At 57.4% G+C, this 16,228-nt stretch carries 19 protein-coding genes and 1 tRNA gene; 9 read left to right on the top strand and 11 right to left on the bottom strand.

What is annotated here, in order from left to right:
* The first annotated feature begins 12 nt into the window (after positions 1-12).
* From J2S62_RS03365 to ygfZ, 3 genes are all read left to right on the top strand, one after another.
* Positions 13-840, top strand: a complete 828-nt coding sequence (locus J2S62_RS03365; RefSeq protein ID WP_310171407.1) for a hypothetical protein — start codon at positions 13-15, stop codon at positions 838-840.
* 175 nt (positions 841-1,015) lie between these two features.
* On the top strand, positions 1,016-1,678 hold the full coding sequence (locus J2S62_RS03370; RefSeq protein WP_310171409.1) for a nitrobindin family protein: 663 nt from the start codon (positions 1,016-1,018) through the stop codon (positions 1,676-1,678).
* A 5-nt stretch (positions 1,679-1,683) separates the two neighbouring features.
* Complete coding sequence (ygfZ, locus tag J2S62_RS03375) at positions 1,684-2,883, top strand: CAF17-like 4Fe-4S cluster assembly/insertion protein YgfZ (protein ID WP_310171414.1); 1,200 nt, start codon at positions 1,684-1,686, stop codon at positions 2,881-2,883.
* On the opposite strand, the gene J2S62_RS03380 is transcribed toward ygfZ, so the two are convergent.
* The gene (locus J2S62_RS03380) at positions 2,880-3,641 is read right to left on the bottom strand and encodes a GNAT family N-acetyltransferase (protein ID WP_310171415.1); all 762 of its coding nucleotides are present in this window, start codon (positions 3,639-3,641) and stop codon (positions 2,880-2,882) included. The genes ygfZ and J2S62_RS03380 overlap by 4 nt on opposite strands.
* Before the next feature lie 360 nt (positions 3,642-4,001).
* On the opposite strand from J2S62_RS03380, the gene J2S62_RS03385 reads away from it, so the two are divergent.
* Positions 4,002-5,093, top strand: coding sequence for a YkvI family membrane protein (locus tag J2S62_RS03385; protein ID WP_310171417.1), 1,092 nt, complete (start codon positions 4,002-4,004; stop codon positions 5,091-5,093).
* 33 nt (positions 5,094-5,126) lie between these two features.
* Here J2S62_RS03385 and ehuA read toward each other — a convergent pair whose 3' ends face one another.
* The 10 genes from ehuA to J2S62_RS03435 all read right to left on the bottom strand — a co-directional run bounded on the left by ehuA (position 5,127) and on the right by J2S62_RS03435 (position 13,215).
* Complete coding sequence (gene ehuA / locus J2S62_RS03390; RefSeq protein WP_310171419.1) at positions 5,127-5,930, bottom strand: ectoine/hydroxyectoine ABC transporter ATP-binding protein EhuA; 804 nt, start codon at positions 5,928-5,930, stop codon at positions 5,127-5,129.
* The gene (gene ehuD / locus J2S62_RS03395) at positions 5,914-6,633 is read right to left on the bottom strand and encodes an ectoine/hydroxyectoine ABC transporter permease subunit EhuD (RefSeq protein ID WP_407649884.1); all 720 of its coding nucleotides are present in this window, start codon (positions 6,631-6,633) and stop codon (positions 5,914-5,916) included. Before ehuD ends, ehuA begins: the two co-directional genes overlap by 17 nt.
* On the bottom strand, positions 6,630-7,376 hold the full coding sequence (locus tag J2S62_RS03400) for an amino acid ABC transporter permease (protein ID WP_310171420.1): 747 nt from the start codon (positions 7,374-7,376) through the stop codon (positions 6,630-6,632). Before J2S62_RS03400 ends, ehuD begins: the two co-directional genes overlap by 4 nt.
* Before the next feature lie 83 nt (positions 7,377-7,459).
* A complete protein-coding gene (locus J2S62_RS03405) occupies positions 7,460-8,368 on the bottom strand; it encodes a transporter substrate-binding domain-containing protein (protein WP_310171421.1) in 909 nt (302 codons plus the stop codon).
* A gap of 335 nt (positions 8,369-8,703) precedes the next feature.
* Positions 8,704-9,138, bottom strand: a complete 435-nt coding sequence (gene panD, locus J2S62_RS03410; protein WP_310171423.1) for an aspartate 1-decarboxylase — start codon at positions 9,136-9,138, stop codon at positions 8,704-8,706.
* Between the two features lie 96 nt (positions 9,139-9,234).
* Complete coding sequence (locus J2S62_RS03415; protein ID WP_310171426.1) at positions 9,235-9,930, bottom strand: sulfate/molybdate ABC transporter ATP-binding protein; 696 nt, start codon at positions 9,928-9,930, stop codon at positions 9,235-9,237.
* 5 nt (positions 9,931-9,935) lie between these two features.
* Complete coding sequence (locus J2S62_RS03420) at positions 9,936-10,763, bottom strand: ABC transporter permease (protein WP_407649885.1); 828 nt, start codon at positions 10,761-10,763, stop codon at positions 9,936-9,938.
* A gap of 12 nt (positions 10,764-10,775) precedes the next feature.
* Positions 10,776-11,531 carry a molybdate ABC transporter substrate-binding protein gene (modA, locus tag J2S62_RS03425; protein ID WP_310171428.1) on the bottom strand — a complete coding sequence of 252 codons (756 nt, stop codon included), beginning with the start codon at positions 11,529-11,531 and terminating at the stop codon, positions 10,776-10,778.
* 11 nt (positions 11,532-11,542) lie between these two features.
* On the bottom strand, positions 11,543-11,950 hold the full coding sequence (locus J2S62_RS03430; RefSeq protein WP_310171430.1) for a TOBE domain-containing protein: 408 nt from the start codon (positions 11,948-11,950) through the stop codon (positions 11,543-11,545).
* A 59-nt stretch (positions 11,951-12,009) separates the two neighbouring features.
* Complete coding sequence (locus J2S62_RS03435; protein ID WP_310171432.1) at positions 12,010-13,215, bottom strand: pyridoxal phosphate-dependent aminotransferase; 1,206 nt, start codon at positions 13,213-13,215, stop codon at positions 12,010-12,012.
* Positions 13,216-13,437: 222 nt separating this feature from the next.
* On the opposite strand from J2S62_RS03435, the gene J2S62_RS03440 reads away from it, so the two are divergent.
* From J2S62_RS03440 to rplA, 5 genes are all read left to right on the top strand, one after another.
* Positions 13,438-13,510 (top strand) — tRNA-Trp (locus tag J2S62_RS03440).
* A gap of 116 nt (positions 13,511-13,626) precedes the next feature.
* A complete protein-coding gene (secE, locus tag J2S62_RS03445; protein ID WP_310175694.1) occupies positions 13,627-13,812 on the top strand; it encodes a preprotein translocase subunit SecE in 186 nt (61 codons plus the stop codon).
* Between the two features lie 88 nt (positions 13,813-13,900).
* On the top strand, positions 13,901-14,872 hold the full coding sequence (nusG, locus tag J2S62_RS03450) for a transcription termination/antitermination protein NusG (protein WP_407649886.1): 972 nt from the start codon (positions 13,901-13,903) through the stop codon (positions 14,870-14,872).
* A 134-nt stretch (positions 14,873-15,006) separates the two neighbouring features.
* Positions 15,007-15,438, top strand: a complete 432-nt coding sequence (gene rplK / locus J2S62_RS03455; RefSeq protein WP_310175699.1) for a 50S ribosomal protein L11 — start codon at positions 15,007-15,009, stop codon at positions 15,436-15,438.
* Positions 15,439-15,516: 78 nt separating this feature from the next.
* Complete coding sequence (gene rplA / locus J2S62_RS03460) at positions 15,517-16,227, top strand: 50S ribosomal protein L1 (protein ID WP_310171434.1); 711 nt, start codon at positions 15,517-15,519, stop codon at positions 16,225-16,227.
* Position 16,228 lies beyond the last annotated feature (1 nt).

The raw sequence follows: 16,228 nt of genomic DNA on the forward strand, positions 1-16,228 counted from the left end.
CATGATAGGTAGGTGCGCAGAACAATTTCAGCTTTCACCACGGTTGCCGCAGCCGCAATCCTCGCGGTCGTCACGATCTTTTTGCCGAACCTGCCAACCTTCACCGGGCCGTTGGTCGTGTCCCTCCTGGTTGTCGTTTTCTCCCTGGCGTGGCCTGTGACGGTCAACGCCAAGCCGCGCTGGAGCGTCAGTGCCGGGCTAGCGGTGCCCGGGTTACTGGCCGTGTGGCTGGTGAGTTTACTGCCGCTTGGGACGCGATTTTCGGAGCGAGCACTGGAATTATGGTTGGCTCCGGTTGGGGGCGCCATAGCCTTGGGCGTGCTCCTGATGTTTGTCATACAAACCTTTACTTTGCCCGGTGGCGTCAAGCGCTCGCTGGCGACTGCCATGTTTGCAGTCGGCGCGGTGATTTCAGGGGTCGCGGCCGGGTGGGCCCTGCTATTGCGAAACAAATACGAGGTTGCAGCCGGTGCTTATGGTGTCGAGCGAATTACCGGAGTGACCTGGTTGATGTTGACCGTGCTAGCCGCCTTAGCCGTGGCAGCTCTAGTTACCTTGGTACCTACGCGGCGCCGGAATCGAATGATCCTCACCATTGTGGGTGCAACAGCAGTCGCCGTGGCCCTGCAATTCTTCCGACCCGGGCCACTGTCGGTTCCTGCGGTCATCGCCAGTGCCATCACAGCGCTGATGGTGGCTCTGGTCGATAGCTTTTCGGACAGCCCCGAAGCACCACAAGCCGCGCTAGGTCACCCATTGACTGCAGTCGCGGTGGGCTCCGCAAGAGCGATCGTCCCCGGGATGGTCAGCTACTTTGTTATCCACGCGCTACCCTGGTAATAATTGACCACACCGAATCGTCCCGAGCCAAGTTTGTGAGTAAACTAAGCCCTATGTCTGTTGTAGCTTTAGAAATCTTCTTCACCGTCCTCGTGGGCCTGGCTGGCGTCGGTATGGCGCTGTTCGCCATCCTGGTCATCCGTAACCTCTACAAGGGTCAACGCTAAATACCAACGTGGCTATCGAACTTCCGTATGACCTGTTACCAGAACTGGCGCCGCTAGCCTGGGTGATCGGCTCCTGGGAAGGTCAAGGCCGCCTCGGCGCTGGTGAAGAAGACTCGGAAATCTTCTACCAGCGCGTTGACTTCGCCGAAACCGGGCTACCCTTTTTGCAGTACCGGGCTGAAACCTGGCTGTCTGAAGAGGACGGCACACTGATTCGTCCCCTGACATTTGAATCCGGCTACTGGGCGATCGACCGGCAGCGCCATAGCGCCGACGTGGGACCGGGCATGAAGCCCGCCGACATTGTTCCGGCGTATCGCTCGGCAGCAGACGTCGAACAACTACGGAAAAACGAAACAGACTTCCCGATCACCGCGACGATCACCCACCCCGGCTCGATGTCGGAACTGTACTACGGGATCGTGCGCGGACCGCAGATCCAACTCAACGCCGACGCAGTCCTGCTGGGCACCCTGAGCGGGAACTATCATTCCGCCAACCGCATCTACGGGCTGGTCAATGGCCAAATGTTCTGGCGCTGGGACGTGGTCGAAGCTGAAGGCGAACAGCCACAGCCGCACGCCTCCGGTATCCTGGACAAAATGCCATCTGAAAATGATGGCCGCCTCCCGCCTGGCAAACCTCACCTGCCAGGCAAACACGAAACCTGAGTTTTATGCTTGACGTCACACATATCGAATACACGCCCGCCACCTCACCGCTACTTAGCGGTCCCGACGCAATACACGGAGCGGTGGCAGCAGATTCGGTTGACCACTACGTTGCCGGCCACTACGGTCAACCCGCTCAAGAACAACGCGCACTGGCCCACGGCCAGGCCGTCGTCGACCTGTCGCACTACGGTGTTGTCACCATCACCGGTGCCGATCGGCTCTCGCTCCTTCAAACCCTGACGACTCAACAACTGCTGGGTATGGCTGCGCCCATTAATACCGAAGCCCTCTTTCTGGATTTGAAGGGCCGTATTGAGATCGCGGTGAAAATCCACGATGACGGAGAAACTGCATACCTCATCACCGAGCCAACCATGAATGCCACACTGTTGGATTGGTTGACGCGGATGCAGTTTGCTGCCCGGGTAGACATCACCGACCGCACCGGCGAGTTGGCGCTGTTAGGCGCCACCGACGAAGTCCCTGGGCTTGAAGGGCCAATGTGGATTGATCCGTGGCCGGGTGTTTCTCCTGGTGGGTACGCCTATACCGACACCCCTGAAAATCATCCCGCCGTGGACGAAGATTACAGCTGGCGACTCTACATTCTGGCCGCCGACACCTTGGTAGACACCGTCCAAAACTTGCCGGCCGGCTTCCGTCTGGCGGGCACCATGGCCTCCGAAGCATTACGTATCGCGGCCGGTCGACCACGGCAGCTGTTTGATACGGATGAGCGATCGATTCCGCACGAATTGGATTGGCTGCGCACCGCCGTGCACCTTGAAAAAGGGTGCTACAAAGGCCAAGAAACCGTCGCACGCGTGCACAACCTCGGTCATCCGCCACGTCGGCTAGTAGGGCTGCTCATTGACGGGTCGGTCCATGGTGTGCCAGAAGTCGGAGCCGACATTATAGTGCGCCCGGAAGGTGACGATCAGGCGGCCATGGCTTCGGCCAGGTCCATCGGCACCTTGAAGTCAGTGGGGATGCACCACGAGATGGGTGCGGTCGGCACGGCAATCATTCGTCGGAATACCGACCCCGAAGCTGAGTTGATCATTCGGGAAATGCCACCTGAGGGCGCTGACACGGACGAGGAACCAAACTTCACTGCCGCAGCACAACAGATTTTGACCCCTCCTACGGCAGGAAAAGTGGTCGGACGCGTTCAAGGACTCTCGAACCTGCGACGTCGCTAGTCGAAGGTAATACTGGTGCGATATCCGCAGAGCAGGAAGCCGACATCGTTGGCCATCTTCTCGCCGATCTCGGACCCGACCTGAGCGACAAACTGCGGCAGTAGGCCGTCGAACATGCATTCTTCGGCTGCCCGGGCCAACATAAACGTCCCATAACCCTTGCCGCGTTGTGCTGCCGACACTAAGACCATCAGTTGGCCGACCGTGTCAGAAAATACGTCATAGCCTGCCCCTGCGATGGGCTCGGCACCTTGCCCGAAGGCTGCGATCGTAAAGAAGTGATCGAGCGCATCCAAGGGCATGGAAATCGTGTCATCCGGGGGAGACGCGGCTTCAAGGCGTCGCACATCCCGGCTTTGTGAGGTGACATTGAGGCGAGCATCGTCGTAGAACGGGATGTCCTCGGCATAGTAGAGCACTTCTTCACCGAGTGAGCGGGCCCCGGCCCCATAGCCCAGGCGCAGCATCGTGGATTCTAGCCCCAGGACCTCGTCATCGATGTCGCGCGCGGCATCGAGAAACCATTGCGGCCCATACAGGATCGAAATATTGAACAGCTGAATAAATGTCGCGGTGTGCGGATCCCAATCCTCCAGCGTTGGATCTGCCGGAATTTCAAAACGTCTTCGGTTCGTAGGCTCTTCATTGGCTACATGGAAGCTCGCTGCGTCTTCCTGCAGCGATCGCGCCCAGGCTGATAAGACGATGCGCTGATTCGCGCTCGATAAACCAGGTGAATTCAAGTCGTGCTTAGACACATGCGCCTCCGCTACAAACTGGAAATTGTTACCGCACCTGCCACGGTAAACATCGGGTCTAGCCTAACGCGACACGATTGCCGATGACACCCCTGCCGCGCGCCTAATACCTGGCCGCAGATGATTCGGTGGGGCACAAGATTCACCCACGCTGCACTAGAATCGTGTTGACGCTCACAGCCATTGCTTTTATGCTTATCAGGCAGTGATATACCTCATGTTCTCGGTGAGATATATCAGACATCAATCACAACTTTGAAAGCAGACACCGTGGCAGAAACACGACGACAAAAGAAAACGCACTTGTTTTCGACTGAACGCTCCAGCGTTCTCAGAATACTCACGTACGCCGGAGCTATCATGGCCTTTCTGATTGGCTCTGGTTTCGCGACCGGGCAGGAAATCCTGCAGTACTACGCCTCCTATGGTTTTTGGGGCGTATTCGGCACCGGGGCTATCGTGTTAGTCCTGATAAGTTTTGTCTCGATCCAGTTCCTGGCGGTAGGCCAGCGGGAACAGTTCGATAAGCCATCGCGTATTTTTGAGTACTACGCGGGAAGATTCGGCGGCAAATTCTTTGACTACTTCTCGATCCTTTTCGTCTTTTTATCCTTTACCGTCATGGTCGCTGGAGCGGGTGCGGTCTTCGAGGAACACTACAATCTGCCCACCTGGGTCGGTGGGTTTGGGCTGGCAACACTTGTCGTGATCACCGTAATGTTCGGGCTCAACTCGCTAGTCGACGTCATCGGAAAGATCGGTCCGATCATCGTGGTGATCGCCATCGGACTCGGTATCGTCGGGATCGTCAACGCTGACACCGGACTATTAGCCGGCCACAACATTGTGGGTGAACTCGAAGTCCAGCAGGCATCGAATCATTGGATCATCGCAGGACTTAGCTATGTCGGATTCTGCATGTTGTGGCTTGCAGCATTTCTCACGGCCTTGGGCAAGACGGTGCCTACCCAGCGCGAAGCGCGGGCCGGTGGTCTATGGGGCGGAATTATCTTCTCCTTGGCCTGTGTGCTGGTCGGGATGGGCTTATTAGCCAATATTGAACGTGTGGCTGGAATGCAGATCCCAATGCTGGTGCTGGCCAACGACATTGCGCCGTTTGTGGCATCGCTGATTTCCTTGATGATCCTTGCCGGGATTTACACGACCGCCATCCCGCTGCTGTGGACCGTCTCATCACGTGTCTACCCCGACGGCACGAGCCGGTATAAATACCTCACCATTGCGCTGGCATTGGTTGGCACCGTCATCGGCCTGTGGTTGCCATTCGACCAAATGGTCAACATTGTCTACGTGCTCAACGGGTATGTGGGTGCGGTGCTATTGGGCATTATGATCGTGGTGACGATCTGGCGGGCTGTCACCCGGCGGCGTGCAGGGCAGAGGCCGGACGAGGCTGGCGTGGCATCTGGCGCGACGCGCATGGGGTCATGACCTTCTCACGGGCGGTGCTGCGGACACGACAGCTCAGCTGTCCCGCAGTACCGCCGACAAGAATTTCTTGGTACGTTCCTGCGCCGGGTTGGTGAAAATGGTTTCGGGGTCAGCAGACTCGACCACTTTGCCGCCATCAAACATCATCACTCGGTGCGAAACATCGCGGGCGAAACTCATCTCATGGGTAACAATCAACATCGTCACGTCCGTGGTGGCTGCGACGTTGCGCAGCACCTCGAGCACATCGACCACCACTTCCGGGTCCAATGCAGAGGTCACCTCATCGAGCAGCAGAATCTGTGGATCCATGGCTAAGGCTCGGGCGATGGCCACGCGTTGTTGTTGACCGCCCGAAAGTTCAGTGGGGTGAGCGTCAGCCTTCTCCGGGAGTCCGACGTCTTCCAATAGTTTATGGGCGCGATTCCGCGCTTCCTCTTTCTTGAGGCCCAGAACGTGGATAGGGGCTTCGACGATGTTCTCCATCACCGTCATGTTCGGGAAGAGGTTGAATTGCTGAAACACCATGCCGATGCGGGTGCGCAACCGCTTTTGTTCGCGATTCGACACCGGTACCCGTTTGCCATTGCGTTGCTCATACACCAGTGGTTCGCCATTGATGAAAATGTACCCGTCGGTGAGGTGCTCCAGCGTCATGGCCAGCCGCAGAATTGTAGTTTTGCCAGAACCGGATGGCCCAATCAGCGTGACCCGTTCTCCTCGTTCCACTGAGAAGTTCAGGTCTTTGAGCACGGTCTTGTCACCAAAGCGCTTCTCAACATCTTTGAACTCAATAACCGGTTGAGGACTGGTGCCGGAATCAGTGGGCGTAGGCAAGACGTTTCTCCAATCGATTGACGAGCACGGCCGTGAAGTAACTGGCGACGAGGAAGATCACGCCGGCGATGGTAATGGTTTCGATGTAGCGGTACGTAAAGCCACCGATTTCCAAGGCCGTGGTGACCATTTCCATGACCGAGATAGCGATCAAGAACGGGGTGTCTTTGAACATCGAGATCGCGTAGTTGCCTAATGAAGGCACAGTGGACCGCAGTGCTTGGGGAATGATCACCCGCCGCCAGGTGCGGCCCGGTGACATCGACAGTGCAGTCGATGCCTCCCATTGGCCACGGGGGACCGAATCGATACCGGCGCGATAGACCTCGGACATGTAGGTCGAATAATGCACGCCGTACACAATCAGGGCGATGGTCATCGGTTCCATCCACACGAAACCGTAGAACACGATAAGCAACTGGACGACGATTGGCGTCATCCGGATGAAGTTCGCGATCCACTCCACAAGCCACGCCAGCGGGCGCGGCAAGAGGCGGATCATGATGGCAATGACGAGCCCGAGGGCGGAAGCGATAATGGTACCGACCACGGTGACCAACAAGGTGACCTGGAGGAATGAGCTGAGCATCGTGGGCAGAACTTCCCAGGCGAAGTCCCAGCGCCAAAAACTCGTGGTGTCATCAATGTCTGGGGTGTCTACGGTTGCGGACAGGCCTGCGGCCAACAGAAGCGAGCTAGTCATCGGCCACCTCCAGCTGTGGGAGTTGGCTCAGCTGGGGTTTGTTGTGCTTTCGGGACCGGCGACAGCACCTCTTTGAGACTGGGGCCTAACCCAAGCTTGTGTTTGGCTCGGGCCTCTAAGAGGCGCATCAGCTGTGTCAGGATCAAGGCGATCAAGAAGTAGACGATGAGCCCTACGACGGCCAAGGCGAAGAACCAATCGGTAGTCCGGCGCAGTTGCAATAATTCGAAGGTGAACTCGCTCATGCCAATGATATAAACGATGGAACTGCCCTTGAGCAGGTGGACCCATAAGTTGGTCAGTGAGGGGAGCATGAGGGCCCACGCTTGGGGGAAAATGACCCGGCGTATTTTGTGGGGCCACGACATGGATAACGCCACGGTCGCTTCCCACTGCCCTTGAGGCACGGAGGTCAAGGAGGCCCGCACCGCCTCGGCGCCGTAGGCACCGTAGTTGAGCGTGAGAGCAAAGATCGCGACACTCATCGCTCCCAGGCTCGGTCCAAACAGCGGCAGCACGTAGAACAGCCACATCAGTTGCACCAGCAACGAGGTGCCACGAAAGAATTCGATAATAATTCGAGCGGGGATCCGGGCGATTTTCTTGGTGCTGCCGGCCATCAGACCAAGTACGACAGCCACGACGAACGCCAACAGTCCGCTAACCAGGGTCAGCTGGAGGGTAAGGAGAAAACCGTCCCAAAGCCGGGGCCCATGCATCGATAACGCATCGAGATAACTCACAAGAACTCGCTTTCCAATCTTGTGAACAGCTCATGCCGGCCCGGAGGCCAGCATGAGCTGTGAGGAACCGGTGATCGGTGAAGTTACTCCTCGATATCCTGGAGTGCTTCCAGATCGTTTGCGCACAGTGCTTCGGTTGTCATCTCTTCGGGCGGGACCTCGGCGTCGGTAAAGCCGAATTCGCCCAGGATCTCACCGAGCTCACCACTGGATTTGAGTTCTGCCAAATGCTCGTTGTATTCGTCGAGCCGTTCGGTGTCATCCTGGCGGAAGACCGTCGATCCTGCACCGTATTGCAGTACCCCGTCGATCTCTTGGACAAACGGTTCAGTGACTTCCAGGCCCTCGGTTTCGGATGCCATTTGGTTCAGTGAAATCGCGGTCATTGCGAACACATCAGCGCGACCACCTTCGACCATTTCAATACCTTCGTCGGCGCTGCCAACACCGTCGTAATCCAGTCCGAGATCTGTGGCGTAACCAGCTTCAATACCCGCGGTCAGGGTCGTTAAGGTGATATCTTCACCGGCTTCTTGGGCCTCTAGAACATCATCGAGATCATGCACGTCGAAGGGATTCCCCTCTTCGACCACCAGGGCGGTGGTGTACATGATTTCCGGCTCGGCAAATGCGGCTTCTTCGCACCGCTCGGGTGTAATGGACATGCCGGCTGAAATAGCATCGAAACGTTCTGCATTCAGCCCCGGAATCAAGTTGTCCCAGTCGACCAGCTCTGCTTCGACGTCATAGCCCATGTCGCCAAAGATTCGTTCAGCCAGGGCAACGGTCGCACCGGTGGGATTGCCTTCGTCATCCAGATAGGAGTATGGGACTTCGCCGGCAATACCGACGGTGATGACTTCACCGTTTCCAGTATCTGCGGCTTCGCCGCCCTCGTCGGCACCGCCGCCATCCCCACAGGCAGTGAGTGCCAGGAGTGCCGCTGCCGAAAGTGCCGTGATTTTCTTGGTGTGTGAGAGTTTGCCAAACATAAACTATCCATCCTTTAGCGCACCGGTCGCAAACCAACACCTATGAAGCAAACGCGGTGGTCAACCGTGGTGCATTTCCTCTTCGAGTGACGGGCCCCACATGTGGGGCAGGATGTGGACCACCATACGCGCAGGTCACAGCACGCTCAACAGCTCACACACGATTTCGCCGAGATTTCGGGATTTTTAATCGATTTGTGACGTGGCTTCTGTCGGCGCGATAGCGAAATGGCACGGCGAAATTGCCTGGCAGACACTGGCCGTTCTAACGCATGCAAAAGGCTGGATAGATGAACAATCCCGCGCAAACACGCGGGAGAAGCAGTCTAAGAGAACTAATTGTGGCGCGCTGCAGAAAGGGTGCGAGCCCGCGGGGGCCGCTGCGTACCCTCTTGGAGGGCTTCTGCAGGCTCGTTGCCGAGGCTGATAATCCGGTTGTGTTCGTCGACGTGGACGATATTCGGCTCGTAAGTGCGTGCTTCAGCATCTTCCATCTGTGCATAGGCAATGAGGATGACCAGATCGCCCGGATTGATCAGGTGGGCGGCAGCACCGTTAATGCCAAGGACACCAGAGTTGCGTTCACCGGCGATGGTGTAGGTTTCGAGTCGCGCACCATTGGTGATGTCCACGATCGATACGAGCTCACCGGGAAGAATATCGGCGGCATCGAGCAAGTCCTGGTCCACGGTGACCGAACCAACGTAGTGCAGGTTTGCTTCGGTAACGGTGGCGCGGTGGATCTTGGCGTGGAACATGGTACGCAACATAGGTTCAGCCTCTCAGCGTGATCGAAATGCGGTTGCTGGCACAGTAGCCAAAGTCTAAGCTTACCCGCCTCAGGGTTCTTGTCGGATTCCGCACGATTATTCCCACGGCGAGACGCCAGGGTCAAGGTGATGCACCTCATCGGCGAGCGCTTCGACATCGGACTGATGGTGGGTCACCAGCACGACGGTCTGGTCGCGCAGGACCTCCGCGAGTAATTCGCGAAGGGCCGGGGCAGCATCTCGATCCATGGCGGCCAACGGCTCATCGAGCAGGACAACACGTGGGCCCGAGGCAAGCACACGAGCAATGGCCACACGTTGGGCCTGTCCTCCAGACAATTGGGCGGGCCTTCGATTGCCATACCCTGCCAATCCGACTCGTTGAAGCCATGCTTCGGCCGCTTCGAGTCGTGCCCGCCGGCGTGTGATGCCTGCTCGGTCCATACCGTAAGCGATGTTCTCGCGTGCCGTCAGATGCGGAAACAGTCCTGGATCTTGCGACAAGTACCCGATGTTGCGCTGGGCGGCTGGCAGCCACACAGTTGGGGGTTGGTGGGGGACAGGGCAATGGAACAACACGGTCTGGTCCACGTGGGCGTAACCGCTGTCGGGCATAAGCCAGCCGGCTAATGCTTGGAGCGTGGTCGTTTTCCCCGCTCCGTTGGGGCCGACGAGCGCCAGGGTCTCTCCGCTGCCAACAGTAAACCGTACCTCGACATCACGGGTGGCTACCGTCAGGGCAACGTCAAGTCGAGGTTGCTGAGTGGGTGTGCTTGCAGTGGGCGTCGGCATAGTGGTCAGCTCCGCTGTGTGCTGGGACGGAAGTAGGCCACCGCAATGACGAGCACGGCCACCAAGATCAAGACCAGCGATAAGGCGACAGCCGAGTCTGGATCAGTCTCACGCGCCAGATAGATTTCAAGCGGCATGGTCCGTGTTGTGCCCTGCAGTGATCCCGCAAAGGTGATCGTCGCGCCGAACTCTCCCAGCGCTCGGGCAAAGGTCAGCACCGTACCGGATAACAGACCGGGCCGCAGTAACGGCAGCGTAATCGTGGAAAAGGTCCGCCACGTTGATGCGCCCAGCGATTGAGCGATCCGTTCATAATGTTGGCCTGCCGATGCCAGGTGCGATTCTAAGGTCGTGACCATAAACGGCAGCGCCACAAAGGTTTGGGCTAACACCACGGCGGTAGTACTAAATGCGATCTCGATTCCCCACACAGAAAGGTGCTCACCAATCAGCCCGCGCCGGCCGAATGCTTCAGTCAGGGCAATGCCAGCCACTACCGGGGGGATCACCAGCGGCACTAAGACGATCACTCGAGTCAAGTTACGGCCCGGAAAGTCTGTGCGCGCTAGCACCAAAGCTAATGGCACACCTAAGACGATACATATCAGCGTGGCCACGGTCGCGGTGCGCAGCGACAACCACAATGCATCGACAGCGGATTGGCTGGTCAAAAGTGCGGGCAGCTCCGTCCAGGTGATACCGGTCAGCAACGCGATGAACGGCACCAACAGAAACACCCCCGCCACCAGGGCGATTGCCATCGTAACGGCGGGGATCCGCGGGGTAACCACGTGCTGTTGCCGCTGCCGCCTTGATGAATTCACCCCCGTCACCACATCACCTCGCTACGGTTTCAGGAAGCCGTGCGAGGCAAGGATCGCCTGGCCGCGCTCGCTGTGTACAAATTCGATGAAGGCATCAGCTTCTTCCGGGTGGCCGGTGTCGGTGGTGCGGGCGATCGGGTAGAGATTCCGCTGTTGTTCGGCCTGTGTGATGGGAAAGACCGTAACCTCTTCGCTGGCAAGCCGTGCATCAGTGGCGTAGACCAACCCAGCGTCAGCTTCACCGGTGCGCACTTTACCTAACACGTCCACGACCTGATGTTCTTCGGACACCGGGCGCAAGGCAACCCCGGCGGCCTGCGCCACAGACTCCGATAACGCACCGCAGGGCACTTGAGGTGCACACGTCACCAGCTTCACCCCGGGTTCGGTGGCCTCCTCCAAGGAGTTCACCTGCGCTGGATTATCTGCTGGCACAACGCCCACCAGCGTATTGGCGGCAAAGACCTCATGACTGTTGGGATCAGTGAGCTCAGCGTCGTGAGCGTCTTGCATGCTGGCTTCATCGGCTGTGGCGAGCACGTCAGCTGGCGCTCCGGCGTGTAGGTTGTGAACTAATGTCGATGATCCCGCAGCGCTTATATCAACCTCGAGATGAGGGTTCTCTGCGGTGAACTCTGCTGCGATTTCTTCAAAAGATGGTTGCAGGGATGCTGCAGCGAATACCCGGATCGGTTCAGTCTCTGATGCATGCGATGGGTCGTGACCGTCTGCGCTACACCCGGTAAGGGCGAAGGCAACCAGCCAAGTCCCTGTCACAGTGGAACGCTTCATGGAGCTAACCCAGTGGTCTCGATGACAACGTTGGTGGCTTTGACCGTGGCAATCGCGGGGGAGCCGACTTCCAGACCGAGCTCCTCGACCGCTTCGGTTGAAATCAACGACACTACCCGAAACGGGCCGCACTGGAGCTCTACCTGAGACATCACCTTATCTGCCACAATCCGCGTGACTAGGCCGGTGAATTTATTGCGGGCAGACGATGCGAGTTCATCAGGCACATTGGGACGCCCTTCGGCTGCTGCTCGCGCCAAGGCAGCGATATCTTGGCCAGCAACCACTTGCCGACCGGTGGCATCCTGGGTCGCCTCGAGCTTGCCATTACTGATCCACCGTCGGACAGAATCGTCAGAGACTCCCAGGTATGCAGCCGCCTCCGTGATACGCAAATACGCCATAAACTCAGAGTCTATGGCGTATTTGCGGGCGAAGTAAAGCGTGTGGCGCGCGCTTGCGGCTAGCCGTTCATCAGGTTCTGGATGCGGGAGACACCTTCGACCAGATCATCCATGCCCAGAGCATATGACAGGCGAATGTACCCCGATTTACCAAAGGCCTCACCCGGTACGACGGCAACTTGGGCTTTTTCTAAGATGACGGCGGCAAGTTCGGTCGAGGTATCCACTCGCTGCCCGGCGATCTCTTTGCCTAATGCTTGAGTGACATCAACGTAGGCATAGAATGCCCCTTTTGGCGTCGGGCAGACGAAACTAACAATATCGTTGAGCATATTGACCATCGTGGTGCGTCGCTCGTCGAAGGCCTCCAGCATTTCATGGACGGCGTCTAGGGGGCCGGACACGGCAGCAATGGCAGCCTTTTGCGCGATGTTGTTCACGTTCGATGTTGCATGCGACTGCAGGGTGGATGCTGCTTTGATGACATCGGTGGGGCCAATCATCCAGCCTACGCGCCAGCCGGTCATCGCATAGGTTTTGGCCACACCGTTGAGGATGACGGTCTGATTTGCCAGTTCAGGTACGGCTTTGAGGATGGGCGTGAAGACGGCCTCATCGTAAACGAGGTGCTCATAGATCTCATCGGTGATGACCCAGATGCCGTTGTCGAGTGCCCACTGGCCGATGGCCTGGGTTTCCTCTGGGGTGTAGACCGAACCGGTCGGGTTGGAAGGCGAGACGAAAACGACGGCCTTGGTCCGGTCGGTCCGAGCTGCTTCGAGTTGATCGACGGTGACCTTGTATTCGGCCTCAGCGCCAGCGAACACATCGACCGGGGTGCCACCGGCAAGTTTGATGGACTCTGGGTAAGTGGTCCAGTACGGGGCAGGCAGCAGAATTTCATCACCGGGGTCGGTGAGCGCGGCAAAGGTGTTATACACAGCTTGCTTGCCACCGTTCGTGACCAACACTTGTGCTGCATCAACTTCAACGCCAGAATCGCGCAGTGTCTTATCGGCGATTGCCTGCCGAAGCTCCGGTAGGCCGGCTGCGGGGGTATAGCGGTGGTTGGCCGGATCAACGACGGCCGCCTGGGCTGCTTCCACAATATAGTCCGGGGTGGGGAAGTCTGGTTCTCCAGCACCGAAACCGATCACGGGTTCACCGGCTGCTCTGAGCTGCTTGGCTTTGGCGGTAATTGCCAGCGTTGCTGACTCAGGTATTGCTTGCAGACGGGCAGATACACGACGTGCTGGTTCAACCATAAATGGCCTCGGCCTTTCGTTCAGGGTGCTCGCTCAGGCAATGAGCTGCGAAAATCAGGGGTTAACAGTACTGTAGTCGCCCCAGGTACAAGCTCGGTGTTGACGTCGTCACGTTGCACCAGCGGTGCTGTAAGGACCCTCCGATTTGTCGAGGGCGTGCACATTGGCTATGATTGGACTCTGGTGTAGGTCGCACACCAGTTTTTGTGTGCGGTTGACCCTAGGGCAGTGGCGCAATTGGTAGCGCAACGGTCTCCAAAACCGTAGGTTGCAGGTTCGAGTCCTGTCTGCCCTGCGCATGAGGTTCGAAGGAATCGAAGAACCTATCAGCACAAACAATATGAGCGAGGATTAGTGAGCAAGTCTACGTCATCCCAAACCGCTGAAAAGCGTGGGGTCTTTGCTCGCATCATGATGTTCCTGCGCCAGGTCGTCGATGAGATGCGCAAGGTCGTCACCCCGACCCGACAAGAACTCATCAAAATGACCGGTGTGGTACTGGTCTTCGTTGTTATTGTGATCGCGCTGGTGAGCCTGCTCGACTGGCTGTTCGGTATGGGTGCGTCCTGGGTATTCGGTGGTTCTGACGGCCTCTAATTAACTTCACTTGTATCGCGGGTGAACTTCCCGTAGTGAAGATATTGGTACATACCCGTGATTGACCGTTGAGAAAGCAGGATACCTAGTGTCGGAGAACGAACTCGAACCACAAATCGACCCCGAGGTTGAGGACATCAACGCCGTGGTCGAAGATGTCACCGACGACGTTGCAAACGAACGACAGGAACCAGCCGAGGCAGCTGCCAATGTCGAAAACAGCGACGAGGTCCCGGCTGTCGAAGCAGATAACGGTGAGGTCGCAGTCCGCGAACCCTCCGACGTTGCCGAAGATATTGAGCGCGAAGAACTTCTCGACGAAGTCACCGCCGATGTTGAAGTTCCCGAGGTACCTGAAGACGCCGTAGAGCCTGTCGAAGACGAGGTCGAAGAACCCGCTGAAGCTGACGAGCCTGCAGTCAAAGCGCCAGAACAGGTCGAAGAAGAACTCCGTTCACGGCTCCGTCGCGCACCGGGTGAATGGTATGTCATTCACACGTACTCCGGTTACGAGCGTCGCGTGAAAGCAAATCTGGAAACTCGTATTCAAACGCTAGAAGTCGAAGACGACATCTACGAAATCGAAGTTCCGATGGAAGAAGTCGTCGAAATTAAAAACACCGTACGCAAGGTGATTAACCGCGTACGTGTGCCCGGCTATGTGCTCGTTCGCATGGAGATGACCGAAGACGCTTGGGCTGCTGTTCGTCACACCCCGGGTGTCACCGGATTTGTGGGCAACGCCTACGATCCTGTCCCGCTCAGCCAGCAAGAAGTCTTTGACATGCTGGCACCCTCCTTGCTGCAAGAAGCCGCAAAAGAAGCCGAAAAAGCTGGCGCTCCACTCAAGGGCGAAGCCGCCCAAGAGGCAGCACCCCAGGTTACTGTCGATTTCGCAGTTGGCGACTCGGTCACCGTCAAAGAGGGTCCATTCGAATCGCTGCCAGCGACGATTTCGGAAGTCAAAGTCGAATCCCAGCAGCTGGTGGTCTTGGTTACCATCTTCGAACGTGAAACCCCCGTGACCCTCGGCTTCCACGAAGTCAGCAAGGTCGAATAAATCCATAACAGACTTCACGACAAGCCCGAAAGCTTTGTTCGGGCTTGTTGTGTTCAGATCACCGCGCCACGGTGATCGCCCCGTCACCCACGCTCCTGTGGCTGGCGTTATCCGAAAAAGAAAAGGACCCCAAAATGGCCCCAAAGAAAAAGGTCGCAGGTCTGATTAAACTCCAGATCGAAGCGGGTGCAGCTTCACCTGCTCCACCGGTTGGCCCAGCACTTGGTCAGCACGGTGTGAACATGATGGAGTTCGTCAAGGCCTACAACGCTGAGACCGAATCCATGCGCGGGAACATCGTGCCGGTTGAAATCACCGTCTACGAAGACCGCTCGTTCACCTTCATCACCAAAACCCCGCCTGCCTCACAGCTGATCAAAAAAGCTGCCGGCATCGACAAGGGTTCTGGTACTCCGCACACCGTCAAGGTTGGCAAGATCACCACGGCCCAGGCGCAAGAAATCGCCGAAACCAAAATGCGTGACCTCAACGCCAATGACCTCGACGCCGCAACCAAAATCGTTGCCGGAACTGCCCGCTCCATGGGCATCACCGTTGAGGACTAACCTCAACACCTCTCACATTTTCGTGGTAGGGCCGAGCGCGGTCCGTTGACACCACAACTGCATAAGGAGAAAAAGCAGATGGCAAAGCGCAGCAAAGCATACAGAGCAGCCGCGGCAAAGATCGAAGATCGCCTGTACGCCCCAGCTGAAGCAATCGCTTTAGCAAAAGAAATCAACCCATCATCCATCGACACCACCGTTGAAGTCGCCATGCGACTATCCGTCGATCCCCGTAAGGCAGACCAGATGGTACGTGGTACCGCAAACCTGCCACACGGAACCGGTAAAACCGCCCGTGTTGTTGTCTTCGCGACAGGGGACAACGCTGCAGCAGCTGAAGAAGCTGGCGCAGATTTCGTTGGCTCGGATGACCTGGTTGAGCGCATTCAGGGCGGTTGGACCGATTTCGACGCCGCCGTTGCATCACCTGACATGATGGGCCTCGTTGGTCGCCTTGGTAAAATCCTGGGCCCACGAAACCTCATGCCAAACCCGCGTACCGGAACCGTCACTCCCAACGTTGCTCAGGCAGTCAAAGACATCAAAGGCGGAAAGATCGACTTCCGCGTTGACCGTCACGCCAACTTGCACTTCATCATTGGCAACACCAGCTTTACCGCTGAACAGCTGACGGAAAACTACGCCACCGCACTGGATGAAATCATTCGTTTGAAACCATCCGCTGCTAAGGGCCGTTACATCACCAAGTCCACTGTCGCCACGACCTTTGGGCCTGGCGTTCCAGTTGATCCAAACGTGACTCGCGTCCTGCCAGAAGACGACGAATAAA

It is taken from the genome of Enteractinococcus fodinae (assembly GCF_031458395.1).
Taxonomy (GTDB): domain Bacteria; phylum Actinomycetota; class Actinomycetes; order Actinomycetales; family Micrococcaceae; genus Yaniella; species Yaniella fodinae.

Excerpts from the sequence above, each read along its gene's own strand:
- rplK (WP_310175699.1), top strand. The coding sequence starts at position 15,007 with ATGGCCCCAAAGAAAAAGGTCGCAGGTCTGATTAAACTCCAGATCGAA.
- panD (WP_310171423.1), bottom strand. The coding sequence starts at position 9,138 with ATGTTGCGTACCATGTTCCACGCCAAGATCCACCGCGCCACCGTTACC.
- J2S62_RS03435 (WP_310171432.1), bottom strand. The coding sequence starts at position 13,215 with ATGGTTGAACCAGCACGTCGTGTATCTGCCCGTCTGCAAGCAATACCT.
- rplA (WP_310171434.1), top strand. The coding sequence starts at position 15,517 with ATGGCAAAGCGCAGCAAAGCATACAGAGCAGCCGCGGCAAAGATCGAA.
- J2S62_RS03385 (WP_310171417.1), top strand. The coding sequence starts at position 4,002 with ATGGCCTTTCTGATTGGCTCTGGTTTCGCGACCGGGCAGGAAATCCTG.
- ehuD (WP_407649884.1), bottom strand. The coding sequence starts at position 6,633 with ATGACTAGCTCGCTTCTGTTGGCCGCAGGCCTGTCCGCAACCGTAGAC.
- J2S62_RS03405 (WP_310171421.1), bottom strand. The coding sequence starts at position 8,368 with ATGTTTGGCAAACTCTCACACACCAAGAAAATCACGGCACTTTCGGCA.
- J2S62_RS03415 (WP_310171426.1), bottom strand. The coding sequence starts at position 9,930 with ATGCCGACGCCCACTGCAAGCACACCCACTCAGCAACCTCGACTTGAC.
- secE (WP_310175694.1), top strand. The coding sequence starts at position 13,627 with ATGATGTTCCTGCGCCAGGTCGTCGATGAGATGCGCAAGGTCGTCACC.
- J2S62_RS03430 (WP_310171430.1), bottom strand. The coding sequence starts at position 11,950 with ATGGCGTATTTGCGTATCACGGAGGCGGCTGCATACCTGGGAGTCTCT.
- ygfZ (WP_310171414.1), top strand. The coding sequence starts at position 1,684 with ATGCTTGACGTCACACATATCGAATACACGCCCGCCACCTCACCGCTA.